23 protein-coding genes, 1 pseudogene and 1 riboswitch are annotated in these 21,363 nt (G+C 72.4%); of the genes and pseudogenes, 20 read left to right on the forward strand and 4 right to left on the reverse strand.

Annotation, left to right across the window (positions count from 1 at the left end; genetic code table 11):
• Positions 1 to 35 precede the first annotated feature (35 nt).
• A complete protein-coding gene (locus tag ACFY9E_RS21410; RefSeq protein WP_390986265.1) occupies positions 36 to 323 on the reverse strand; it encodes a type II toxin-antitoxin system prevent-host-death family antitoxin in 288 nt (95 codons plus the stop codon).
• A gap of 89 nt (positions 324 to 412) precedes the next feature.
• Between ACFY9E_RS21410 and ACFY9E_RS21415 the strand changes: the two genes are divergently transcribed.
• The 4 genes from ACFY9E_RS21415 (at position 413) to ACFY9E_RS21430 (ending at position 3,106) form a co-directional block, all read left to right on the forward strand.
• A complete protein-coding gene (locus ACFY9E_RS21415; RefSeq protein WP_390986268.1) occupies positions 413 to 1,048 on the forward strand; it encodes an ATP-dependent Clp protease proteolytic subunit in 636 nt (211 codons plus the stop codon).
• Between the two features lie 12 nt (positions 1,049 to 1,060).
• Positions 1,061 to 1,369: a hypothetical protein gene (locus tag ACFY9E_RS21420; protein WP_390986270.1), complete on the forward strand. Its 309-nt coding sequence runs from the start codon at positions 1,061 to 1,063 to the stop codon at positions 1,367 to 1,369.
• 336 nt (positions 1,370 to 1,705) lie between these two features.
• Positions 1,706 to 1,918: riboswitch (cyclic di-AMP (ydaO/yuaA leader) on the forward strand.
• 3 nt (positions 1,919 to 1,921) lie between these two features.
• Positions 1,922 to 2,395: an NlpC/P60 family protein gene (locus tag ACFY9E_RS21425; protein ID WP_390986272.1), complete on the forward strand. Its 474-nt coding sequence runs from the start codon at positions 1,922 to 1,924 to the stop codon at positions 2,393 to 2,395.
• Between the two features lie 81 nt (positions 2,396 to 2,476).
• Positions 2,477 to 3,106, forward strand: a complete 630-nt coding sequence (locus ACFY9E_RS21430) for a DUF6328 family protein (RefSeq protein WP_390986275.1) — start codon at positions 2,477 to 2,479, stop codon at positions 3,104 to 3,106.
• Positions 3,107 to 3,305: 199 nt separating this feature from the next.
• Here the strand turns inward: ACFY9E_RS21430 and ACFY9E_RS21435 are convergent, their stop codons facing one another.
• Complete coding sequence (locus tag ACFY9E_RS21435) at positions 3,306 to 3,764, reverse strand: ATP-binding protein (RefSeq protein ID WP_390986278.1); 459 nt, start codon at positions 3,762 to 3,764, stop codon at positions 3,306 to 3,308.
• A gap of 213 nt (positions 3,765 to 3,977) precedes the next feature.
• Between ACFY9E_RS21435 and ACFY9E_RS21440 the strand changes: the two genes are divergently transcribed.
• Positions 3,978 to 4,838 (forward strand): Scr1 family TA system antitoxin-like transcriptional regulator, encoded by an 861-nt coding sequence (locus ACFY9E_RS21440; RefSeq protein WP_390986281.1) that lies wholly within the window; start codon positions 3,978 to 3,980, stop codon positions 4,836 to 4,838.
• A 9-nt stretch (positions 4,839 to 4,847) separates the two neighbouring features.
• On the forward strand, positions 4,848 to 5,078 hold the full coding sequence (locus tag ACFY9E_RS21445; RefSeq protein ID WP_175431248.1) for a DUF397 domain-containing protein: 231 nt from the start codon (positions 4,848 to 4,850) through the stop codon (positions 5,076 to 5,078).
• Between the two features lie 51 nt (positions 5,079 to 5,129).
• Here the strand turns inward: ACFY9E_RS21445 and ACFY9E_RS21450 are convergent, their stop codons facing one another.
• Positions 5,130 to 6,257, reverse strand: coding sequence for an aminotransferase class I/II-fold pyridoxal phosphate-dependent enzyme (locus ACFY9E_RS21450; RefSeq protein WP_390986284.1), 1,128 nt, complete (start codon positions 6,255 to 6,257; stop codon positions 5,130 to 5,132).
• 150 nt (positions 6,258 to 6,407) lie between these two features.
• Here ACFY9E_RS21450 and bioB point away from each other — a divergent pair, with 150 nt between their 5' ends.
• The 7 genes from bioB (at position 6,408) to ACFY9E_RS21485 (ending at position 12,186) form a co-directional block, all read left to right on the forward strand.
• Positions 6,408 to 7,577 carry a biotin synthase BioB gene (bioB, locus tag ACFY9E_RS21455; protein WP_390986286.1) on the forward strand — a complete coding sequence of 390 codons (1,170 nt, stop codon included), beginning with the start codon at positions 6,408 to 6,410 and terminating at the stop codon, positions 7,575 to 7,577.
• Complete coding sequence (locus ACFY9E_RS21460; RefSeq protein WP_390986289.1) at positions 7,570 to 8,850, forward strand: adenosylmethionine--8-amino-7-oxononanoate transaminase; 1,281 nt, start codon at positions 7,570 to 7,572, stop codon at positions 8,848 to 8,850. Before bioB ends, ACFY9E_RS21460 begins: the two co-directional genes overlap by 8 nt.
• 1 nt (position 8,851) lies before the next feature.
• On the forward strand, positions 8,852 to 9,577 hold the full coding sequence (bioD, locus tag ACFY9E_RS21465) for a dethiobiotin synthase (RefSeq protein WP_390986292.1): 726 nt from the start codon (positions 8,852 to 8,854) through the stop codon (positions 9,575 to 9,577).
• A gap of 84 nt (positions 9,578 to 9,661) precedes the next feature.
• Positions 9,662 to 10,561, forward strand: coding sequence for a class A beta-lactamase (gene bla / locus ACFY9E_RS21470; RefSeq protein WP_390986295.1), 900 nt, complete (start codon positions 9,662 to 9,664; stop codon positions 10,559 to 10,561).
• Between the two features lies 1 nt (position 10,562).
• Positions 10,563 to 10,829 carry a hypothetical protein gene (locus tag ACFY9E_RS21475; protein WP_390986298.1) on the forward strand — a complete coding sequence of 89 codons (267 nt, stop codon included), beginning with the start codon at positions 10,563 to 10,565 and terminating at the stop codon, positions 10,827 to 10,829.
• Between the two features lie 180 nt (positions 10,830 to 11,009).
• Positions 11,010 to 11,486, forward strand: a complete 477-nt coding sequence (locus ACFY9E_RS21480; protein ID WP_390986301.1) for an endonuclease/exonuclease/phosphatase family protein — start codon at positions 11,010 to 11,012, stop codon at positions 11,484 to 11,486.
• A 25-nt stretch (positions 11,487 to 11,511) separates the two neighbouring features.
• Entirely contained in the window at positions 11,512 to 12,186 is a 675-nt protein-coding gene (locus tag ACFY9E_RS21485; RefSeq protein ID WP_390986304.1) for a methyltransferase domain-containing protein, read from the forward strand.
• Positions 12,187 to 12,203: 17 nt separating this feature from the next.
• Here ACFY9E_RS21485 and ACFY9E_RS21490 read toward each other — a convergent pair.
• A pseudogene (locus ACFY9E_RS21490) lies at positions 12,204 to 12,442 on the reverse strand (fic family toxin-antitoxin system, toxin component); the annotation flags it as partial.
• Positions 12,443 to 12,566: 124 nt separating this feature from the next.
• On the opposite strand from ACFY9E_RS21490, the gene ACFY9E_RS21495 reads away from it, so the two are divergent.
• The 7 genes from ACFY9E_RS21495 to purB all read left to right on the forward strand — a co-directional run bounded on the left by ACFY9E_RS21495 (position 12,567) and on the right by purB (position 21,359).
• Positions 12,567 to 13,382 carry an ATP-binding cassette domain-containing protein gene (locus tag ACFY9E_RS21495; RefSeq protein WP_390986307.1) on the forward strand — a complete coding sequence of 272 codons (816 nt, stop codon included), beginning with the start codon at positions 12,567 to 12,569 and terminating at the stop codon, positions 13,380 to 13,382.
• Positions 13,383 to 13,386: 4 nt separating this feature from the next.
• Positions 13,387 to 15,954, forward strand: a complete 2,568-nt coding sequence (locus ACFY9E_RS21500; RefSeq protein WP_390986309.1) for an FtsX-like permease family protein — start codon at positions 13,387 to 13,389, stop codon at positions 15,952 to 15,954.
• 55 nt (positions 15,955 to 16,009) lie between these two features.
• The gene (locus ACFY9E_RS21505) at positions 16,010 to 16,456 is read left to right on the forward strand and encodes a GNAT family N-acetyltransferase (RefSeq protein WP_390986311.1); all 447 of its coding nucleotides are present in this window, start codon (positions 16,010 to 16,012) and stop codon (positions 16,454 to 16,456) included.
• Between the two features lie 153 nt (positions 16,457 to 16,609).
• Entirely contained in the window at positions 16,610 to 17,950 is a 1,341-nt protein-coding gene (locus ACFY9E_RS21510; RefSeq protein ID WP_390986314.1) for a CNNM domain-containing protein, read from the forward strand.
• Positions 17,947 to 18,960: a CNNM domain-containing protein gene (locus tag ACFY9E_RS21515; RefSeq protein WP_390986317.1), complete on the forward strand. Its 1,014-nt coding sequence runs from the start codon at positions 17,947 to 17,949 to the stop codon at positions 18,958 to 18,960. The genes ACFY9E_RS21510 and ACFY9E_RS21515 overlap by 4 nt, the downstream gene beginning before the upstream one ends.
• Positions 18,961 to 19,044: 84 nt before the next feature.
• A complete protein-coding gene (locus tag ACFY9E_RS21520; RefSeq protein WP_390986319.1) occupies positions 19,045 to 19,824 on the forward strand; it encodes an SGNH/GDSL hydrolase family protein in 780 nt (259 codons plus the stop codon).
• A 92-nt stretch (positions 19,825 to 19,916) separates the two neighbouring features.
• Positions 19,917 to 21,359, forward strand: a complete 1,443-nt coding sequence (gene purB / locus ACFY9E_RS21525; protein WP_390986322.1) for an adenylosuccinate lyase — start codon at positions 19,917 to 19,919, stop codon at positions 21,357 to 21,359.
• Positions 21,360 to 21,363: the final 4 nt, after the last annotated feature.

Below are 21,363 nucleotides of genomic sequence, written 5' to 3' on the forward strand. Positions count from 1 at the left end.
AGCGGACGGGGACGCACGGTTCTCGCCTGTACGGACTAGGCCGGACCGGCCCTGCGGTGCTCCGCCGCGATGCCGAACCGCTGGGGTTCGCCAGGGGCGGACGCGACCTCGCGGACGGTGGAGACCGCGCTGACCACCTGCTCCTCCGCGGACTCGGCGAGCTCCTGGGTCCCTTCGAGTCGCCGCAGGTCATCGGCCGAGACGAGGGCGACGAGGGGCTTGCCGTGCCGCGTGACGACGACGCGTTCGCCGCCGTACACCACGCGGTTGATCAGGTCGGCGAGCTCAGCCCTGGCTTGCGTCACCGGAATCTCGTAGGCCATGACCCCATCATAACGTGACGTACGTCCTGTACATTTTTTACAGAGGCAGCTGCCGCCGGAGACAGCTGCGCCGCGAGGAGGGGTTCGCCATGACCCGACCGTCCGCCCGTCACGCGCTGCCCGAGTTCACCGAACGGACGGGGTCCGGGCAACGGACGATGGACCCGTACTCGAAGCTCATGGAAGAGCGGATCGTCTTCCTCGGGGCGCCCGTGGACGAGACCTCGGCGAACGACGTGATGGCCCAGTTCATGCACCTGGAGCACCAGGCCCCGGACCGCGACATCTCGCTCTACATCAACTCTCCCGGCGGCACCTTCCACGCCATGGCGGCGATCTACGACACGATGCAGTACGTCTCCTGCGACGTGGAGACGATCTGTCTGGGCCGGTCCGGCGCAGCCTCCTCGGTGCTGCTGGCGGGAGGCACGCCCGGCAAGCGATTCACCCTCCCCGACGCCCGCCTGGTGATCCATCAGCCCGCACTGCCCGAGCCGGTCCGGGGGCAGGCGAGCGATCTGGCCATCCAGGCGGACGAGTTGACGCGCACACGGCTCCGAACGGAGGAGCTGCTCGCCCGGCACACGGGCCGCAGCCGGGAGCAGATCGGCAGGGACATCGAGCGGGAGAGGATTCTCACCGCTCGGGAGGCGGTGGAGTACGGCCTGGTGGACGGGATCATTCCGCACCGCAAGGCCACCCCGGTCCCGCCGGCCGGACGGTGAGGTGAGGCCCCGATGCTCCCGCCCGAACTGCCGCCGCTGCCGGCCCTGACGCGGGCCGAGGCGGAACTGATCGACCGTTACCTCGAGGTCGTCGACCTGCTGGGCCGCATCAACCCGGCGCAGGACGGCGACACCTACCGCGGACTGCGTGCCGCCCAGGCCCTGGTCGGCAAGGCGGCCGCGCTGCGCGACGCGCTGGCCCTCATGCATCAGCGGGGCGAGACGGAGCTGCACGCCGGCACCCTGGCCCGTGCGCTGCGGGTGCTGGACGGCGAGCGGCGCACGGCCCGGCTCACCCTGCCCCCGGAGTCCGTCAGTTGACGCGGAGTCGTCGCCCCGGACGCCCGATCCGACCGTGGACCGTCCGGACCTGAGTCGAAACGGACCAAATGACGTACCCCTGTTCGGAGTAGGCGGGAGACCAGTTTTGGGGCCGTCCCGGTTGCGCAACGCGCGTAGCCACGGGACGGAATGGGGCATTCCGTCGCTGGTCCGGCGGTCCGCGAACCCGTGGACAGTGGCGCGAACGCACACGTGTCCACCCGAACGGGTGAGTGGTGAGTAACAACACAAATACGCGGTTCCGTTGGGAAATCCGGACAGTGATGAGCCAAGATCCCTGTCTGACGACAAGCCCCCGCCGCTGTGGCGGGGCGATCCGGGCGGACGCCGAGTCCTGCCGCCGCCCGGATGACCGGTCGACAGAAGTGGATCGGCAGGAGTGGAGGACCCAAGCACGACGGGTCGCCGGGACGGTCACGCCATGACCGAGCCCGAGCAGCCCTTGGGGTGAAGCCGCGTCAGCGGCCGGGCAACTTCGCCAGCCCGAATCCGACAGGTCATCCTTCACAGGCGGCTGACGAAGGGTTGCGCATGACTGCGCTCAATCGTGTCCCGTCGCTCATGGTTCGGGCCGGCACGGCCTCGGCTCTCACCATCGCCGCGGTGGGCGGCTCGATCGTGGCCCCCGGGTTCTCCTCGGAGGCCGCGGCAGCCACGCCGGCGACCAAGGCGCTCCAGATAGCGGCCTCGAAGAAGGGTGCGCCCTACAAGTACGGGGCCACGGGTCCGCACCGGTTCGACTGCTCCGGGCTCACGCTCTACTCGTTCAAGAAGGCCGGCAAGAAGCTCCCCCGCACGGCTGCCCAGCAGTACAACAAGACCCGCCACATCTCCAGCAAGAACCGCAAGGCCGGAGACCTGGTGTTCTTCCACTCGGGCAGCAACGTGTACCACGTCGGTATCTACGCGGGTAAGAACAAGCTCTGGCACTCCCCGAAGAGCGGGGACGTGGTGCGGCTCCAGAAGATCTGGACCAAGAGCGTCTGGTACGGGCGCGTGAAGTGATCCGCCCGGCGTGCGGCGGCGTCCTGACGCGCCGCCGCACGCCGGAGCGTGACACGGGCTTGTGTGGATACCCGTCGCTCCATGGCCGAGCACCGTCCCTGCACCGCGCGCAACGAGACTCCGCTGCAACGTGCCGACCGCAACTTCGTCGAGCTGCTCCAGGAACTGCGCGTCACCCAGACGGGCGTGCAGATCCTCTTCGCCTTCCTGTTGTCGCTCGCCTTCACCTCGCGCTTCGGGGACCTCGACACGGTCCAGCGCGTCACCTACGTCATCACCCTGCTGCTGGCGGTCCTCGCCGCCGCGCTCTTCACCGCGCCGGCCGCGCTGCACCGCTCCCTCTTCCAGCAGGGCGCCAAGCCCCGCATCGTGCAGGTCTCCTCGCGCCTGGCCACCACCGGCCTGTGTGTGCTGGTGTTCGCGTTCAGCGGTTCCGTGCTGCTGGTGGTCGATGTGACCACGGGCCGGACCGGCGGTGTCGCCGCGGGCGTCGCGACCTTCCTGGTCTGTGCCGGCCTGTGGGGGCTGCTCCCGCGGCTGGTGCGGCGCGCGGGTCTGCGTTCGGAGACGGACGGCACGGCGGGGACGACCGAGGGGAAGCCGGCCGGGGACGACGTCAGGATTCCCGCACCGCTGCGGCGCACCGTCAGGCAGCCGTCAGGGCTTCGGGGAGCGGCAGCGCACCGGGAGGCGTCGGCGCGGCACAGGTGAGGGCCGTCGCGGGCTCCGGTGCGTCGTGAGGCACGGGGAGCGGCGTCGCAGCCGCGCGCGGCCCGCAGAGGGCGGCGTATGCCTCGCAGGCGGCCAGGAGGGGGCGGCGTGGCTCGTGGGTGGCCCGGATGCCGCTCGCGCGGGCCCGGGTGCGCTCAGGGCACCCGCCGGGGAGGTCTTACGGTTCTGCTCCGAGCGGTCACGGCTCCTGCCGGACCACCGTGGTCACCGGCTGCACCGGAACGGCCCACGGGAGCTCGATCGAGATGGTCTTGCCGCCTTCACGGGTGGGGCGGATACGGAGCCGGCCGCCGCACTCGGCGGTCAGCCAGCGGATGATGACCAGTCCGCGGCCGTTGTCCTGCTGGACGGCGGCGGGCAGACGTCTGGGGAAGCGCGGGTGGCTGTCCGTGACACCGATACGCAGCCGCTCGTCGCGATCGAGCTCCAGGTCCACGGTGAACGTCGGTGACTGGCCGAAGGTGTGCTGGACGGCGTTGGTGGCGAGTTCGGAGACGATGAGCCGGACGGTGTCGGACACTTCCGTGTCCGCCGGCAGGCCCCACTCCGCCAGCGTGCCCACCACGTAGGTGCGCGCCGCGGAGACCGAGGCGGGATCGCTCGGCAGAGTGACGGATGCTTCCAAATGGTCTGCCATGGCGACGTCGTCCCTTTCCCACGGGACCGCAGTCCGACACGGAGCGGATGGTTCGAGTACGGTCCCGGACTGGTGCTTCGTCGCCAGACTGCCACCAGAACGCCCCCGAAGGACGGCGATCCACCAAGATATGCATATATCTGTCGCTCAAAGCGGTGAACTCTGCGACGCGAGACCGTATTTGGGTGGCTCGGAAGGAGTAAGGAGGAGCCCATGCAGCACGGTCCCGCGGTGCGCCGCCGGAAACTGGGCGCCGAACTGCGTGCGCTGCGCACCTCGGCGGGGCTCACGAGCGGTGAGGCGGCCAAGCTGGTGGGCTGGCACCAGTCCAAGGTCAGCCGGATCGAGACGGGCACCAGCGGGGTGAAACCGGCCGATGTGCGGTTACTCCTCGACGCCTACGCCGTGGCGGACTCCCAACTGCGCGAGCTGCTCATGGTGTTGGCGGGGTCCGACGAGAGCGGTGGACGTCATCACTGGTGGCACGCCTACCGCGGGGTGCTGCCGCCGACCTACCGGGACTTCATCAGCCTGGAGTCGCAGGCCGGCGTGATGCGCACGCTGGAGACCACGGTCGTCCCGGGCCTGCTCCAGACACCCGAGTACGCCCGCGCGGTGACGAAGGCCGCGGTGGAGGGGCTTCCTGAGGACCGGCTCGACACGCTGGTCGAGGTGCGGCTGGCCCGGCAGGACGTGCTGCGCGCGGATCCCCCGCTGGAACTGAGCGCCGTCCTGGACGAGGCGGTGCTGCGCCGGGAGGTGGGCGGACCCGGGGTCATGGCCCGCCAGCTGGAACGACTGGTCGAGGCCGCCCGGCTCCCCCAAGTGCGGCTCCAGGTGCTGCCGTTCGCCGCCGGGGCGCACATCGGCGTCACCGGCCCTTTCGTTATCTTCTCATTTTCGAGCACTTCTGATCTGGATGTGGTTGTTCTCGACCACTTGACGAGTAGCCTCTACCTCGAACGGAAAGAAGACCTCCAGGCCTACACGGAGGCCTTCAACGCCCTTCAGATCCACGCCCTTTCGCCCGAGGACTCGTTGGATTTCATCGCCGGGACAGCCGCCGGCGCGTAAGGAGGCACCATGCGTGCACTGCCTCGTCACGTCCCCTCAAGCATCGAACTGCACGGTGTGCGGTGGTTGCGCAGCAGCTACAGCACCGGCGCGAACAACTGCGTCGAGACCGCGTGTCCGGATGCCCCGCCCTGGGCCGGACTGCTCGCCGTGCGCGACTCCAAGGACCCGGCCGGACCCGCGCTGCTCTTCTCTCCGGGGAGCTGGGCGGCGTTCGCGGCCGGGGTGGACCGCATGTAGCCGCGTTCGGTCAGACCGACATCGTGCGACACACGGCCGTGTCACGCCGACTCATGGTCGTGTCTCGCCGATCAGCCGTACAGCGCGTGCGATCTGCTGACCGGTCAGGTCAGCGCGGGCGGTCAGCCTGAGCCGTGAGATGCCGTCGGGCACGGAGGGAGGACGGAAACAGCCCACGGCCAGGCCCGCCGCGCGGCACTCCGCCGCCCAGTTCACCGCGTCCTCGGCAGAGGGCGCGCGCACCGAGACCACCGCGGCGTCCGGACGTACCGCTTCCAGTCCCGCGGCGGTCAGGCGTGCGTGCAGTTCGCCCGCCACCGCGCGGGCCCGTGCGGCCCGTTCCGGCTCGCGGCGCAGCAGCCGGAGGGCCGACAGGGCCGCCCCCGCCGCGGCGGGGGCGAGTCCGGTGTCGAAGATGAACGTCCGGGCCGCGTTGACCAGGTGGTCGACGACCCGGGCGGGGCCGAGGACGGCTCCGCCCTGGCTGCCGAGCGACTTGGACAGCGTGACCGTCGCGACGACGTCGTCGGCGCCCGCGAGTCCCGCCGCGTACGGGGCGCCCCGGCCGCCGTCGCCCAGGACGCCCAGGCCGTGGGCGTCGTCGACGACCAGCCCGGCGCCGCGCTCCCGGCAGGCCTCGGCCAGCGCGGTGAGGGGGGCGGCGTCGCCGTCGACCGAGAACACCGTGTCGGACACGGCGATCGCCGTGCCCTCGTGTGCCGACAGTGCCTTGCGCACGGCGTCGGGCTCGGCGTGCGCCACGACCTGGGTGGTGCCGCGGGCCAGCCGGCAGCCGTCGATGAGCGAGGCGTGGTTGCCCGCGTCGGAGACGATCAGGGAGCCGTGCGGGGCCAGCGCGGTGACGGCGGCGAGGTTGGCGGCGTAGCCGGAGGAGAAGACGAGGGCCGCCTCAAAACCGCAGAAGTCGGCCAGTTCCCGCTCGAGCTCCGTGTGCAGTTCGGTCGTGCCGGTGACGAGCCGGGAGCCGGTCGAGCCGCCGCCCCAGGTCCGCGCGGCCCGGGCCGCGCCCTCGGTGATCTCGGGGTGACGGGCCAGCCCCAGGTAGTCGTTGCTCGCCAGGTCGAGGAGCGGCGAAGCGGCCGGACGGGGGCGCAGAGTCCGTACGAGTCCGGCGCGGCGGCGCCGCAGGGCCTGCTCGTCGATCCAGCCGAACGCCATGGGTGGTCCTCCGGGGAATTTGTAGGCAGTGCACAGACACTAGCGGGACGACCAGCAGGTCAGTGTGTGGCAATACCCACACCTCGAAGCGACTCTGTTGTACGAAGTCTCCTTGGCCCCGGGCACCTTCGTAGGACAGGATCGGCTTCCATGGACCTGCTGAACACGCTGGTGGACAAGGGGCTTCGGCGCGAGCTGCCGACCCGCGACGAGGCACTGGCCGTCCTCGCGACGTCCGACGACGACCTCCTCGATGTGGTGGCCGCGGCCGGAAAGGTGCGGCGGCACTGGTTCGGCCGACGGGTGAAACTGAACTATCTCGTCAACCTCAAGTCCGGCCTGTGCCCCGAGGACTGCTCGTACTGTTCGCAGCGGCTCGGCTCGACGGCCGGGATCCTGAAGTACACCTGGCTGAAGCCCGACCAGGCGTCCGACGCGGCGGCGGCCGGCGTGGCCGGAGGGGCCAAGCGGGTGTGCCTGGTGGCCAGCGGGCGCGGCCCGACCGACCGGGACGTGGACCGGGTCTCCGAGACGATCAGGACGATCAAGGAGAACAACGAGGGCGTCGAGGTGTGCGCCTGCCTCGGTCTGCTCTCCGACGGCCAGGCGGAGCGGCTGCGCGAGGCGGGCGCCGACGCCTACAACCACAACCTGAACACGTCCGAGGCGACGTACGGGGAGATCACCACCACGCACACGTACGAGGACCGTGTCGACACCGTGCACAAGGCGCACGCGGCCGGTCTGTCCGCCTGCTCCGGGCTGATCGCCGGCATGGGCGAGACGGACGAGGACCTCGTGGACGTCGTCTTCTCGCTGCGTGAGCTGGACCCGGACTCGGTTCCGGTCAACTTCCTGATCCCGTTCGAGGGCACTCCGCTCGGCAAGGAGTGGAACCTGACCCCGCAGCGATGCCTGCGGATCCTGGCGATGACGCGGTTCGTCTGCCCGGACGTCGAGGTGCGGATCGCCGGTGGACGGGAGGTCCATCTGCGCACGATGCAGCCGCTCGCCCTGCACCTGGCCAACTCGATCTTCCTCGGTGACTACCTCACCAGTGAGGGCCAGGCCGGCAAGGCCGACCTGGAGATGATCGCGGACGCCGGGTTCGAGGTGGAGGGCACCGACCAGGTGACGCTTCCCGAGCACCGGGCCGGAGGCTGCCACGACGGCGGCGGAGTCTGTGGTTCCGGCGGCGGGGCGTGCGGCTCCGGCGAAGAACCGCAGGTCGCCGACTCCCGTACCGGTGCCGAACCCCGGACCGACCTGGTCGCCGTGCGCCGCCGGGGCGCCGGGACCGACCTCGCGCCCAATGCCTGAGCGCACGGTCGCCGAGCTGCTGGAGCTCGACCGGCGGCACGTGTGGCATCCGTACGGCCCGATGCCCGGACGGCAGGAACCGCTCGTCGTGGAGTCGGCGAGCGGGGTGCGGCTGCGGCTCGCCGACGGCTCGGGAGAGCTGGTCGACGGGATGTCGTCCTGGTGGTCGGCGATCCACGGCTACAACCACCCGGTGCTCAACGAGGCCGCGCGCGAGCAGCTGGGACGGATGAGTCATGTGATGTTCGGGGGGCTCACCCACGAGCCCGCCGTGCGGCTGGCGAAGCTCCTTGTCGACATGTCGCCCGACGGCCTGGAGCACGTCTTCCTCGCCGACTCCGGGTCGGTGTCGGTCGAGGTCGCGGTCAAGATGTGCCTGCAGTACTGGCGTTCGCTGGGCCGCCCCGGCAAGCAGCGGCTGCTGACGTGGCGCGGCGGCTACCACGGCGACACCTGGCAGCCCATGTCGGTGTGCGATCCGGACGGCGGGATGCACGACCTGTGGACCGGGGTGCTGCCCCGCCAGGTGTTCGCCGACCCGCCCCCCGTGGAGTACGAGGAGGCGTACGCCGAGCACCTGCGGTCGCTGATCGAGCGGCACGCCGGTGAACTGGCCGCGGTGGTCGTCGAGCCGGTCGTGCAGGGCGCGGGCGGGATGCGGTTCCACTCCCCGGCGTACCTGCGGGTGCTGCGCGAGGCGTGCGACGCGCACGACGTGCTGCTGGTCTTCGACGAGATCGCGACCGGTTTCGGCCGTACGGGCGCGATGTTCGCGGCGGAACACGCGGACGTGACGCCCGACGTGATGTGCGTGGGCAAGGCCCTGACCGGCGGGTACCTGACGATGGCGGCGGCGCTGTGCACCGCGCGGGTGGCCGACGGCATCTCGCGGGGCGAGGTGCCGGTGCTCGCGCACGGCCCCACCTTCATGGGCAACCCGCTGGCGGCCGCCGTGGCCTGCGCCTCGATCGAGCTGCTGCTCGGGCAGGACTGGACCGCGGAGGTCAAGCGGATCGAGGCGGGGCTGCGGGACGGACTCTCGGCCGCCTCGGACCTGCCGGGGGTGAAGGACGTCCGGGTCCTCGGCGCGATCGGGGTCGTACAACTGGATCACGCCGTGGACATGCGGGCGGCGACCGAGGCGGCCGTGCGCGAGGGCGTGTGGCTGCGGCCGTTCCGCGATCTGATCTACACCATGCCGCCGTACGTGACGGGCGACGCGGACCTGGCGCGGATCGCGCGGGCCGTGTGCGCGGCGGCGCGGGAGGGATGACATGCCGGTACTGGTGATCACGGGCACGGGCACGGAGGTCGGCAAGACGGTCGTGACCGCCGCCGTCGCCGCGACGGCGCTGGCGGCCGGCCGGTCGGTGGCCGTGCTCAAGGCCGCCCAGACGGGCGTACAGCCGGACGAGCCGGGCGACGCCGCCGAGGTGGCGCGCCTGGCGGGGCCGGTGACGACGGCCGAACTCGCCCGGTATCCCGAGCCGTTGGCCCCGGCCACCGCCGCACGCCGGGCGGGCCGGGCGCCGGTGCATCCGCACGAGGTCGCGGAGGCCGCCGCCAAGCTGGCCACCGAGCACGACCTGGTGCTGGTCGAGGGGGCCGGCGGACTGCTCGTACGGTTCGACGCGGCCGGCGGGACCCTGGCGGACGCCGCCCGGCTGCTGTCGGCGCCGGTGCTGGTCGTGGCGCCGGCGGGCCTCGGCACCTTGAACACGACGGAGCTGACGGCGCGTGAGCTGCGCTCCCGGGGGCTGGACCTGGCCGGGATCGTGATCGGGAGCTGGCCGACCGCCCCGGACCTCGCCGCGCGCTGCAATCTCGCGGACCTGCCGGACGTGGCCGGAGCGCCGCTGCTGGGCTCCGTTCCGGCGGGGTCGGCCGCCCTCTCCCCCACCGCCTTCCGGGCGGCCGCGCCGCACTGGCTGGCCCCCCGGCTGGACGGCTCGTGGGACGCGGAGGCGTTCCGGGTACGGGAGGCACCCGAGGCGTGGTGAGGGTCCGGACGGGCACGCGGTGAAACCGGCCCGGACATGATCGCGTGTTGATCTGCGTACGTGATCGCCTCCGAAGGGACCACCTTGCACACGAACGGATCACGCCCGTCCCGCCGCACGGCTCTCGCACTCGGCACGGCCGCCGCTCTCTCGCTGGGCGGCGGCACGGCCCACGCCTCACCCGGTACCGGTGGTGTCACCGCGCGGCTGCGGGAACTGGAACGGGAGCACACCGCCCGGCTGGGCGTGTACGCCCGTAACCTGCGCACGGGCCGGACGGTGGTGTACCGGGCCGACGAACGCTTCCCGATGGCCTCGGTGTTCAAGACCCTGGCCGCCGCGGCCGTCCTGCGCGACCTCGACCGCGACGGCGAGTTCCTGGCGCGGCGCGTCCGCTACACCCGGGACTACGTCACGAAGTCCGGATACTCCCCGATCACCGAGAAGCACGTCGCGACCGGCATGACCGTCGGCGAACTGTGCGACGCCACCATCCGCTTCAGCGACAACACCGCGGGCAACCTGCTCCTGAAGGAGCTGGGCGGGCCGACGGCCGTCACGCGCTTCTGCCGCTCGATCGGTGACCGGGTCACCCGGCTCGACCGGTGGGAGCCCGAGCTCAACTCGGCGGAGCCGTGGCGCGTGACCGACACGACCTCCCCGCGTGCCGTCGGCACGACCTACGCCCGGCTCGTGCTCGGCACCGCGCTGGAGCCCCGGGACCGGGCACGGCTCACCGACTGGCTGCTGCGCAACACCACCAGCACCGAGAAGTTCCGCAAGGCCCTGCCCGCCGACTGGCTGGTCGCCGACAAGACCGGCGGCGGGCGGTACGGCACCAACAACGACGTGGGCGTCGTCTGGCCGCCGGACGGCCCGCCGATCGTGCTGTCCGTCCTGACCACCCAGCCGGAGGAGGACGCCGTGGCCGACAACCCGCTGGTGGCCAGGACGGCCGCGCTGCTGGCGGCGGAGCTCGCCTAGCGTGACCGTCGGCGGCAGGTCGTCGTGGGATGCCTGGCTGGTGAGCGGCGCGGCCGGTGTCGCCGCCGCGCGGGCGCTGCACTCCGCCGTACCCAACGGGGTCGGGCGGCTGGGAAGCCTGCTGGAGACGTTCCTGCCGTGGCTCGGGGTGGCCGTGCCCGTGCTCGGCTGCCTCGCCCTGCCCAAGCGGTCGCGGGCGGGGCTTCTCGCCTGCCTGGTGCCCCTGGCCGTGTGGCTCCCGGCCCGGGCCCGGGCCCGTACGACCTGACCGTCGTCCAGCACAACGTGGCCGACGGCAACGCCGACCCCTCCGGCACCGCACGGGCGCTGCTCGCGACCCGTGCGGGGCTGGAGGCCGTGCAGGAACCCACACCCGCCGCGCGACCCGTGTACCAGGACGTCCTGGGCGCCTCGCACCCGCACCGGGCCGTCCACGGCACGGTCGGACGTGCGGCCCGCGGACATCCGGCCCGAGGGCTTCCCGGCGAGCCGGCAGCGAGGTCTGCAGGCCACGGTGTCCGCGCCGGGCGGCGAGATCGTGGTGTACGTGGTCCATCTGCCGTCCGTCCGGCTCGGTGCGACCGGCCTCACCTCCGCGGCCCGCGACGAGAGCGCGGCCCTGCTAGGAACCCTTGCCGCCGACGACCCGGCCGGCCGGCTGCTGCTGGTGGGCGACCTCAACGGCACGGTGCGGGACCGCGGCCTCGGCCCGCTCACCTCCCGGCCGCACGCCCAGCCCTCAGGGTTCGCGTTCAGCCGGCCGGCCGCCCTGCCGGTGGTGAGGATCGGCCAGGGGCTGGGGAGAGGTGTCGCGGGTGTCGGCGCTGGAGGCGACCGGAAGCGACCACCGTCCGGTGCTCGGCCGCGTACGCCCGCGGTAGGCGGCAGGGGTGCGCCGGGCTCGTCGCGGGGAGAATCGCGGTAAGACCGGCATCGTCAGGGAGGTCCCCATGCCGCTCCGCTCCGGCAAGGTGCCACGGGACGCCGTGCACCATCCGCTGTTCGCCCGCTGCTACGCCCGGGCCAGTGTGGCCGCCGAGACCCGGATGGGCATGGGCCCGATGCGCGGGAGACTGCTCGGCGGGCTGTCCGGGCGGGTGATCGAGATCGGCGCGGGCAACGGACTGAACTTCGCCCACTACCCGGGCACCGTCGCGGAGGTCGTGGCCATCGAACCGGAGCGGCGGTTGCGGCAGCTGGCCGTGGAGGCCGCGCTGCGCGCCGAGGTGCCGGTGGACGTGGCGCCGGGCGTGGCCGAGGCGCTGCCGGTCAAGAGCGAGGGCTTCGACGCCGCCGTGGTGTCGCTGGTGCTGTGCAGCGTGCGGGACGTGCCCCGGGCGCTCGGGGAGCTGCGGCGGGTGCTGCGGCCGGGCGGCGAGGTGCGGTTCTTCGAGCACGGCCGGGGTGGTGGCCGGGCGATGACCTTCACCCAGCACGCGCTGGACCGGACGGTGTGGCCGGTGCTGAGCGGGGGCTGCCATGTGGCGCGGGAGCCGGTGCGGGCGCTGCGGGACGCCGGGTTCGAACTCGGCCCCTACCGGCGGGTGCTGATGCCGGCGGAGGGGCCGGCGCTGCCCACCTCGTACTGCGTGCTCGGGACGGCGTGGCGCCCGGTCAGCGGGTGATCACGACCCGCGGGTGATCACAGGCTCCCTGGGCGCAGCTCCTGCCCGATGTCCCGTACGGACGCCTCGCCGCTCTTGACCAGCCGGGCGAGGTCGCGGACCCGCTCGGGTGAGGTGACTACCTCGGCGCCGCCGGCGACGAGATACGCGTAGGCGACGGCGGCGGCGAACAGGGCGTCCAAGCGTCCAGCGCGGGGACGTGGAGGAGGAGCTGGAGCAGGGCGGCGGCGCGGGCGTGCGGGCTGTCGTAGACGGGACGGCGGACAAGGCGGCCCCGGCAGGGGCGGAGTCCGACCCGCGGAGGATACCGAGTGTGGGCCGGGTCACATTACGCTCGGGCAGGACCAGGAGGTCCTGACGTCCACCCAGAGGAGGCGGCCTTGTCCACACCTGCTGCGGAGCACGCTCCCGGCCTCGCGCCGGCTGACGGGATCGCGGCCCGCGCCCGCGGTCTGACCAAGGCGTACGGCTCGGGCGAGACGGCCGTGCTCGCGCTCGACTCGGTGGACGTGGACGTCGTCCGGGGCCGGTTCACCGCGGTCATGGGACCCTCGGGCTCCGGGAAGTCCACGCTGATGCACTGTCTGGCGGGGCTCGACACCGTCTCGGCCGGTCAGGTGTGGCTGGGCGACACGGAGATCACGGGGCTGCGGGAACGCGAGCTGACGCGGCTGCGCCGCGACCGGATCGGGTTCATGTTCCAGTCGTTCAACCTCATCCCGACCCTGAACGCGCTGGAGAACATCACCCTGCCCATGGACATCGCGGGCCGCAAGCCCGACGAGAAGTGGCTGGACCAGGTGATCGACACCCTCGGGCTGAGGGACCGGCTCGGGCACCGGCCGTCGCAGCTCTCCGGCGGGCAGCAGCAACGCGTGGCCTGCGCGCGGGCCCTGGCCTCCCGGCCCGAGCTGATCTTCGCGGACGAGCCGACCGGCAACCTGGACTCGCGCGCCGGCCTGGAGGTGCTCGCCTTCCTGCGCGAGGCGGTGGACCGGCTCGGGCAGACCGTCGTCATGGTCACCCACGACCCGGGCGCCGCCGCCCACTCCGACCTGGTGCTCTTCCTCGGGGACGGCCGGCTCGTCGACGAGATGCGGCGCCCGACGGCGGAGGCGGTCCTGGAGCGGATGAAGAGGTTCGACGTGATCCGCACCCGGTACGAGGACGCCCCGGCGTCGTCCGAGGAGAACTGAGCCCGTGCTCAAGGCGACCCTGAGGAGCTTCCTGGCGCACAAGGGGCGGCTGCTGCTCTCGGCGCTCGCCGTCCTGCTGTCCGTCGCGTTCGTCGCGGGGAGCCTGATCTTCTCGGACACCGTCAGCCGCACCTTCGACCGGCTGTTCGCCTCCACGGCGGCCGATGTGACGGTCAGTCCGAAGGAGGGCCTCGACGAGGCGGTGCCCTCCGGCCGGACGGCCACGCTGCCGGCCGCGCTCGCCGAACGGGTCCGGCAGGTGGACGGGGTCGCGGCGGCCCGCGCCGACGTGGAGGTGAGCGGCCTCACGGTCGTCGACGAGGAGAACCGGCCGGTGGGCCCGACCACCGGGGCGCCGACGCGCGGCAACGCCTGGAACCCGAACGAGCGCAGTCCCGTGAAGCTGACCTCGGGCCACGCCCCGCGCGGTCCCGCCCAGGCGCTGCTGGACTCCGAGACCGCCGGCCGCAGGGACGTGCGCATCGGCGACCGCCTCACCGTCATCGCGCCCCCGGGATCGTTCGAGGTCCGGGTGGTCGGCATCGTCACGTTCACGACCACCAACCCCGGCTCCGCACTGATCTACTTCGACACCCCCACCGCGCAGACCAGGCTCCTCGGCCGGCCGGGCACGGCCACCGCCATCTCGGTCGACGCGGCGGAGGGCATCGGCGACGACCGGCTCAAGCAGCGGGTGGCGGGCGCGCTCGGAGCGCACACCTACGACTTCCGGACGGCCGGCGAGCAGGCCGAGTCGGATGTCGAGCAGCTGGGCGGGTTCCTCGACGTCATCAAGTACGTGATGCTCGGCTTCGCCGGGATCGCCGTGCTGGTGGGCGTGTTCCTGATCGTCAACACCTTCTCCATGCTGATCGCCCAGCGCACCCGGGAGCTGGGGCTGCTGCGCGCGCTCGGCGCCGACCGGCGCCAGGTCCGGCGCTCGGTGCTCACCGAGGCCCTGCTGCTCGGCCTGGTCGGCTCCACGCTGGGGCTGGCCGCGGGCATCGGGCTCGCCGCCGGGCTGATCGCGCTGATGGGCCTGCTCGGCATGAACATCGACGCCGACGAGATGGAGATCCGCTGGGTGACACCGGTGGCGGCGTACGTCGTCGGGCTCGGCGTCACCTTCGTCGCCGCGTACCTCCCGGCGCGGCGGGCCGCGGGTGTCTCACCGATGGCCGCGCTCTCGGACGCCGAGGTCGCCGGGGTGGGCCGCCCGCTGCGGATGCGCGCCGTGGCGGGCGGGATCGTCGGTACGGCCGGTGCGGCGGCGCTGGTGGGCTGCGCGCTGGCCGAGCGGACGGCGTCGTCGGCGTCCCTGCTGGGGCTCGGCGTGGTGCTCACCCTGATCGCGACCGTGATCGCCGGGCCGCTGCTGGTGCGCCCGGTGATCCGGGTGCTCGGCGCGGCCTTTCCCGCGCTGTTCGGGTCGATCGGCCGGATGAGCCAGCGCAACGCCCTGCGCAATCCCCGCCGCACCGGCGCCACCGCCGCCGCCCTGATGGTGGGAATCGCCCTGGTCGGCGGCATGTCGGTGGCCAGCGAGTCGATGACCGCGTCGTTCGACCGGCAGATCGACAGGACGCTGGGCGCCGACTTCGTCATCCAGAACACCAACTTCCAGCCGTTCCCGCGGGAGGTCACCGACAAGGTGCGCGGCACCGGCGGCGTGGGCCTGGTGGTGCGCGGGCGGTTCACGCCCGTCGCGGTGCGGCTCCCGGACGGCGGCCGCGTGGAGACGACCGCCGCGGGCTACGATCCCCGGCTCGACGACGTCGCCAACATCACCTACGCGCGGGGAGACTCCGCGGCCGCGCTGGCGAACGGGCACATGGCCATGGACCGGGACTTCGCGCGCGACCACGGCGTGCGGGTGGGCAGCACCGTCCCGGTGGAGTTCCAGGGCGGGCGCTCGGCCGGCCTGACGGTCGGCGCGCTCACCGACCAGGACTCCGCCGAGGGGTTCGGCACCCAGGGCGGGCTGTACTTCGGGCTGGGCACCCTGGAGCGGTACGCGCCGGGCGGGCAGGACTCCGCGCTGTACGTCAACGCCTCGGGCGGTACGAGCGACGGCGACCTGCGCGCGCAGCTGGAGAAGACCCTGGACCCGTATCCGCAGGTGCAGGTGCGGGACCTGGCCGACTACAAGCAGCTGGTCCACGACCAGATCGCCGTCCTGCTGTACCTCGTGTACGCGCTGCTGGGGCTGGCGATCATCATCGCGGTGCTGGGCGTGGTCAACACCCTGGCGCTGTCGGTCGTCGAACGCACCCGGGAGATCGGACTGCTGCGGGCGATCGGGCTGGCCCGGCGTCAGCTGCGGCGGATGATCCGGCTGGAATCGGTGGTGATCGCCGTGTTCGGGGCGGTCCTCGGGCTCGTGCTGGGACTGGTGTGGGGTGTGTGCACGCAGCAGGTACTGGCCCTCCAGGGCATGACGGCCCTGGCGATCCCGTGGCTGACGATCGTGCTGGTGGTGGTCGGCTCGGCGGTGGTCGGGGTCGTGGCGGCGCTGCTGCCGGCGCTGCGCGCATCGCGCATGAACGTGCTGGCGGCCATCGCGCACGAGTGACGTCCGAATGGTGAAACGGTCTGACGCGGGCCGGCGCGAGTGGTGTGATCATGAGATGACCGACGTACACATCCGGGCCGCGACGCCCGAGGACCTCGACACCGTCCTGGCCTTCTGGAAGGTGGCCGCCGAGGGGACGAGCATCAGTGACGACCGCGGGGGCGTGGAGCGGCTGGTCGCACGCGACCCCGAGGCGCTGATCCTCGCGGAACGCGGCGGCGAGCCGGTGGGCACGGTGATCGCCGGGTTCGACGGCTGGCGCTGTCATCTGTACCGGCTGGCCGTGCACCCGGACCACCGCCGCCAGGGCATCGCGTCCGCGCTGCTCGCCGCCGCGGAGGAGCGGTTCGTGCGGCTCGGCGGGCGCCGCGCGGACGCGATGGTGCTCACCCGCAACGAGACCGCGCACCGGGCGTGGGGCGCCGCCGGGTACGGGCCCGAGGAGCAGTGGCGGCGCTGGGTGAAGCCGCTCACCGACCAGGCGCCGCCCCCGGCCTCGTGATCGGCCGAGGAAGGACTTTGCCCATCCTTTACCCTTGAATGGCCACTCGGTCTGCATGAAAGGTTGTGAGCGTCCGCCCATGGGCGAGCCTCCCCGTGCGCGACACCGCGCGTTCCGCCCCTTCCTGGAGAACCATGGAACGGGGGTGAACCGATGACCGAAGTGCTCCTCCTCCTGGCGGCGATCCTGCTCTCGCTCGCCTGCGGCGCGTTCGTGGCGGCCGAGTTCTCGCTCACCACGGTCGAGCGCGCCGAGCTGGAGCGGGCCGTCGAGCGCGGCGATCGGGGTGCGCAGGGCGCGCTGAAGGCCGTACGGAATCTGACGTTCCAGCTCTCCGGCGCGCAGCTCGGGATCACGGTCACGAACCTGGTGGTCGGCATGCTCGCCGAGCCGTCGATCGCCGCCCTGATCGCCGGGCCGCTGGAGGACCTCGGCCTCTCGCGTTCGGCGTCGCACAGCGTCGCGCTGGTGCTGGGCACGGCGGCGTCGACGGTGTTCCTGATGGTCGTCGGCGAGCTGGTGCCCAAGAACTGGGCGATCTCCTCGCCGCTGGCGGTCGCCAAGACCGTGGGCAACGCGCAGCGTTGGTTCAGCGCCGCGTTCCGGCCCTTCATCACGCATCTCAACAACACGGCGAACCGGGTCGTGCGGCGGATCGGCGTCGAGCCCGCCGAGGAGCTCGCCTCGGCGCGCGGGCCCCAGGAGCTGGCGGCCCTCGCCCGCCACTCCGCCAAGGAGGGGGCCCTGGAGGCCGACACCGCCGAGCTGTTCGTGCGGACCCTGAACCTCGCCGACCTGACCGCGGAGAACGTGATGACGCCCCGGGTGCAGGTCGTCGCACTGGAGGTGCAGGCGACCCTGGAGGACGTGGCGAACGCGACCCGCGCGACCGGCCTGTCCCGGTTCCCCGTCTACCGCGGGACGCTCGACTCGGTCGTCGGGACGGCGCACGTCAAGGACGTGCTGGCGGTGCCGGCCGCGCGCCGCACCCGGATCTACGTCTCCGAGCTGATGCGCGAGCCGCTGCTGGTCCCGGAGACACTCACCGTCGACCGGCTCCTGGACCGGCTCTCCGGCAAGCGCACGATGGCCGTCGTGATCGACGAGTACGGCGGCACGGCGGGCGTGGCCACGCTGGAGGACATCGTCGAGGAAGTCGTCGGCGAGGTGCGCGACGAACACGACCCGCACGAGACCCCGGACCTGGCCCCGGCCGGCACGGACGAGGCCGGACACCCGCTGTACTCGGCCGATGGCTCGTCGCGCGTGGACCACCTGGAACGCGTCGGGCTGCGGGCCCCGGAGGGTCCCTACGAGACGCTCGCCGGGCTGGTGGCCACGGTGCTCGGCCGGATACCGGCCGCCGGTGACACCCTCGAGGTGGCCGGCTGGCACCTGGAGGTCCTCGACGCCACGGGACGCCGGGCCGCCCGGGTCCGGTTGCGCGCGCCCCACGACGACCGGAAGCCCGACGAGAAGGGGGTGGAGCTGTGACCGCCGTCCAGCTGCTGATCGGACTGGCGACGCTGGTCGTCAACGCCTTCTTCGTCGGCGCCGAGTTCGCCCTGATCTCGGTGCGCCGCAGCCAGATCGAGCCCCATGTCGACCGGGGCGACCGGCGTGCGAAGAGCGTGCTGTGGGGCCTGGAGCACGTGTCCGCTCTGATGGCGGCGGCCCAGCTCGGCATCACCCTGTGCACGCTGGTCCTGGGCGTCGTGGCCGAACCGGCGATCGCGCATCTGCTGGAGCCGGTGTTCCACGCGGTGGGCGTGCCCGAGGGAGCGGGTCACGCGGTGTCCTTCGTGATCGCGCTGGCCCTGGCGACGTATCTGCACATGCTGCTCGGCGAGATGGTGCCGAAGAACATCGCGCTGGCCGAGCCGGTGCGCAGCGCGCTGGCGCTCGGACCGCCCCTGGTGGCGCTGTCCCGGGCGCTGCGCCCGGTGATCTTCACCGTGAACGCCTTCGCCAACGTGCTGCTGAAGCTGCTGCGCGTGGAGGCCCGGGAGGAGGTCTCCGCCTCCTACTCGGACGCGGAGATCGCGCAGATCGTGAAGGACTCCAGCGAGGCCGGCCTGATCGACGAGCGGGCCCAGGAGCGGCTGCGCGACGCGCTGGAGCTCGGCCGCCGTCCGGTGCGGGACGTGGTGCTGCCGCTGGAGCGCGTGGTGTACGCGAGCGTCGGCGTCACTCCGGAGGAGCTGGAGCGGCTGTCGGCGGAGTCCGGGTTCTCCCGCTTCCCGGTGGTGGACGACGGGCGGCGGATCGTGGGCTATCTCCATGTGAAGGACGCCCTGGAGGCCGTCGGGCGTGACGTGCCGTTCCGGCTGCGCGACATGCGGCCCATCGCGCGCGTGGTGGAGCGCACACCGCTGGACGACGTCCTGACGGCGATGCGGGGCAGCCGTACGCACCTCGCCGCCGTCGCCGGGGCGGACGGGCGGATGGCCGGGCTGGTGACCATGGAGGACGTGCTGCGGGAGCTGTTCGGCCAGCGGGCGTGAAACGGGTGGCCTCCGGAGCCCGCCACCCGGGCCCGGAGGCCGACCGACTGCTGGGTATGTGCACGGGATACCATTTCCGTCGCCATGCAGACGAACCCCACCTACAGCAGCCTGGTCGCGGTCGGCGACTCCTTCACCGAGGGCATGTCGGACCTGATGCCCGACGGCACCTACCGGGGCTGGGCCGACCTGCTCGCCGCACGGATGGCGGCCCGCACACCCGGCTTCCGGTACGCCAACCTCGCCGTGCGCGGCAAGCTGATCCGGCAGATCGTCGACGAGCAGGTCGACGTCGCGGCGGCCATGGGCGCCGACGTGATCACCCTGGTCGGCGGGCTCAACGACACGCTGCGGCCCAAGTGCGACATGGGCCGGGTGCGCGGGCTCCTGGAGGAGGCCGTGGAGAAACTGGCCCCCGCGTGCCGGCAGCTGGTCCTGATGCGCAGCCCGGGCCGGCAGGGCCCCGTCCTGGAGCGGTTCCGGCCGCGCATGGAGGAGCTGTTCGCCTGCGTCGACGAGCTGGCCGCCCGGCACGGCGCGATCGTCGTCGACCTGTACGGCGCTCCGTCCCTGAGCGACCCGCGGATGTGGGACGTGGACCGGCTGCACCTGACGTCCGAGGGCCACCGCCGGGTCGCGGAGGCGGTGTGGCAGACGCTGGGCTACGACCCCGAGGACGCCGAGTGGCACGCGCCGATGCCCGCGACGCTGCCGCCCGGCTGGGTCATGCGGCGCGTGGCGGACGCGCGCTTCGCCCGGCAGCACCTGCTGCCCTGGATAGGCCGCCGCCTGACGGGCCGCTCCTCGGGTGACGGCATGCCCCCGAAGCGGCCGGAGCTGCTGCCGTACGAGGACTTGGTGTAGCCGCAGGTGGAGAGGGCCGCGGCCCTCTCGTAGGTTCCGACAAGGACACCCGCGGCGCTGGCCTGCACGAATCGCCAGTAGAATCCGTGCACGTGACTTCCGCTCCCGCCAAGCCCCGCATCCCGAACGTCCTCGCCGGACGCTACGCCTCCGCCGAGCTCGCCACGCTCTGGTCGCCCGAGCAGAAGGTGAAGCTGGAGCGGCAGCTCTGGCTCGCCGTGCTGCGGGCCCAGAAGGACCTCGGGATCGAGGTGCCGGACGCGGCGCTCGCCGATTACGAGCGGGTCCTCGACACCGTCGACCTGGCCTCCGTCGCCGAGCGCGAGAAGGTCACCCGGCACGACGTGAAGGCACGGATCGAGGAGTTCAACGACCTCGCCGGGCACGAGCAGGTGCACAAGGGCATGACCTCCCGCGACCTCACCGAGAACGTGGAGCAGCTGCAGATCCGCCTCTCGCTGGAGCTGGTCCGCGACCGCACGGTCGCCGTCCTGGCCCGGCTCGGCAAGCTGGCCGGGGAGTACGGCGAGCTGGTCATGGCCGGCCGCTCCCACAACGTCGCCGCGCAGGCCACCACCCTCGGCAAGCGCTTCGCCACCGCCGCCGACGAGTTGCTCGTCGCCTACGGCCGCGTCGAGGAGCTGCTGGGCCGCTACCCGCTGCGCGGCATCAAGGGCCCGGTCGGCACCGCGCAGGACATGCTGGACCTGCTGGGCGGGGACGCCGCGAAGCTCGCGGACCTGGAGCAGCGGATCGCCACGCACCTGGGCTTCTCGCAGGCCTTCACCTCGGTCGGCCAGGTCTACCCGCGGTCGCTGGACTACGAGGTCGTGACGACGCTGGTGCAGCTGGCGTCGGCCCCGTCGTCGCTGGCGAAGACGATCCGGCTGATGGCCGGGCACGAGCTGGTCACCGAGGGCTTCAAGCCCGGCCAGGTCGGCTCCTCGGCGATGCCGCACAAGATGAACACCCGCTCCTGCGAGCGCGTCAACGGCCTGATGGTGATCCTGCGCGGCTACGCCTCGATGACCGGTGAGCTGGCGGGCGACCAGTGGAACGAGGGCGACGTGTCCTGCTCGGTGGTGCGCCGGGTCGCGCTGCCGGACGCGTTCTTCGCGCTGGACGGTCTGCTGGAGACGTTCCTGACGGTGCTCGACGAGTTCGGCGCGTTCCCGGCGGTCGTCGCCCGGGAGCTGGACCGCTACCTGCCGTTCCTCGCCACCACCAAGGTGCTGATGGGTGCCGTGCGCGCGGGCGTCGGCCGGGAGCTCGCGCACGAGGCGATCAAGGAGAACGCCGTCGCCTCCGCGCTCGCCATGCGCGAGCAGGGCGCCGAGCGCAACGAACTGCTCGACAAGCTGGCCGCCGACGCGCGCATCCCGCTGGACCGCGACCAGCTCGACGCGCTGATGGCCGACAAGCTGTCCTTCACCGGAGCCGCGGGCGACCAGGTCGCCGCCGTGGTCGCCCGGGTCGAGGAGATCGTGAAGCAGCACCCCCAGGCCGCGGGCTACACGCCCGGGGCGATCCTCTGACGCG

This window comes from Streptomyces sp. NPDC012466, from assembly GCF_042955215.1.
In the GTDB taxonomy this organism is placed as follows: domain Bacteria; phylum Actinomycetota; class Actinomycetes; order Streptomycetales; family Streptomycetaceae; genus Streptomyces.

Excerpts from the sequence above, each read along its gene's own strand:
- ACFY9E_RS21410 (WP_390986265.1), bottom strand. The coding sequence starts at position 323 with ATGGCCTACGAGATTCCGGTGACGCAAGCCAGGGCTGAGCTCGCCGAC.
- ACFY9E_RS21415 (WP_390986268.1), top strand. The coding sequence starts at position 413 with ATGACCCGACCGTCCGCCCGTCACGCGCTGCCCGAGTTCACCGAACGG.
- ACFY9E_RS21420 (WP_390986270.1), top strand. The coding sequence starts at position 1,061 with ATGCTCCCGCCCGAACTGCCGCCGCTGCCGGCCCTGACGCGGGCCGAG.
- ACFY9E_RS21425 (WP_390986272.1), top strand. The coding sequence starts at position 1,922 with ATGACTGCGCTCAATCGTGTCCCGTCGCTCATGGTTCGGGCCGGCACG.
- ACFY9E_RS21430 (WP_390986275.1), top strand. The coding sequence starts at position 2,477 with ATGGCCGAGCACCGTCCCTGCACCGCGCGCAACGAGACTCCGCTGCAA.
- ACFY9E_RS21435 (WP_390986278.1), bottom strand. The coding sequence starts at position 3,764 with ATGGCAGACCATTTGGAAGCATCCGTCACTCTGCCGAGCGATCCCGCC.
- ACFY9E_RS21440 (WP_390986281.1), top strand. The coding sequence starts at position 3,978 with ATGCAGCACGGTCCCGCGGTGCGCCGCCGGAAACTGGGCGCCGAACTG.
- ACFY9E_RS21445 (WP_175431248.1), top strand. The coding sequence starts at position 4,848 with ATGCGTGCACTGCCTCGTCACGTCCCCTCAAGCATCGAACTGCACGGT.
- ACFY9E_RS21450 (WP_390986284.1), bottom strand. The coding sequence starts at position 6,257 with ATGGCGTTCGGCTGGATCGACGAGCAGGCCCTGCGGCGCCGCCGCGCC.
- bioB (WP_390986286.1), top strand. The coding sequence starts at position 6,408 with ATGGACCTGCTGAACACGCTGGTGGACAAGGGGCTTCGGCGCGAGCTG.
- ACFY9E_RS21460 (WP_390986289.1), top strand. The coding sequence starts at position 7,570 with ATGCCTGAGCGCACGGTCGCCGAGCTGCTGGAGCTCGACCGGCGGCAC.
- bioD (WP_390986292.1), top strand. The coding sequence starts at position 8,852 with ATGCCGGTACTGGTGATCACGGGCACGGGCACGGAGGTCGGCAAGACG.
- ACFY9E_RS21485 (WP_390986304.1), top strand. The coding sequence starts at position 11,512 with ATGCCGCTCCGCTCCGGCAAGGTGCCACGGGACGCCGTGCACCATCCG.
- ACFY9E_RS21505 (WP_390986311.1), top strand. The coding sequence starts at position 16,010 with ATGACCGACGTACACATCCGGGCCGCGACGCCCGAGGACCTCGACACC.
- ACFY9E_RS21510 (WP_390986314.1), top strand. The coding sequence starts at position 16,610 with ATGACCGAAGTGCTCCTCCTCCTGGCGGCGATCCTGCTCTCGCTCGCC.
- ACFY9E_RS21520 (WP_390986319.1), top strand. The coding sequence starts at position 19,045 with ATGCAGACGAACCCCACCTACAGCAGCCTGGTCGCGGTCGGCGACTCC.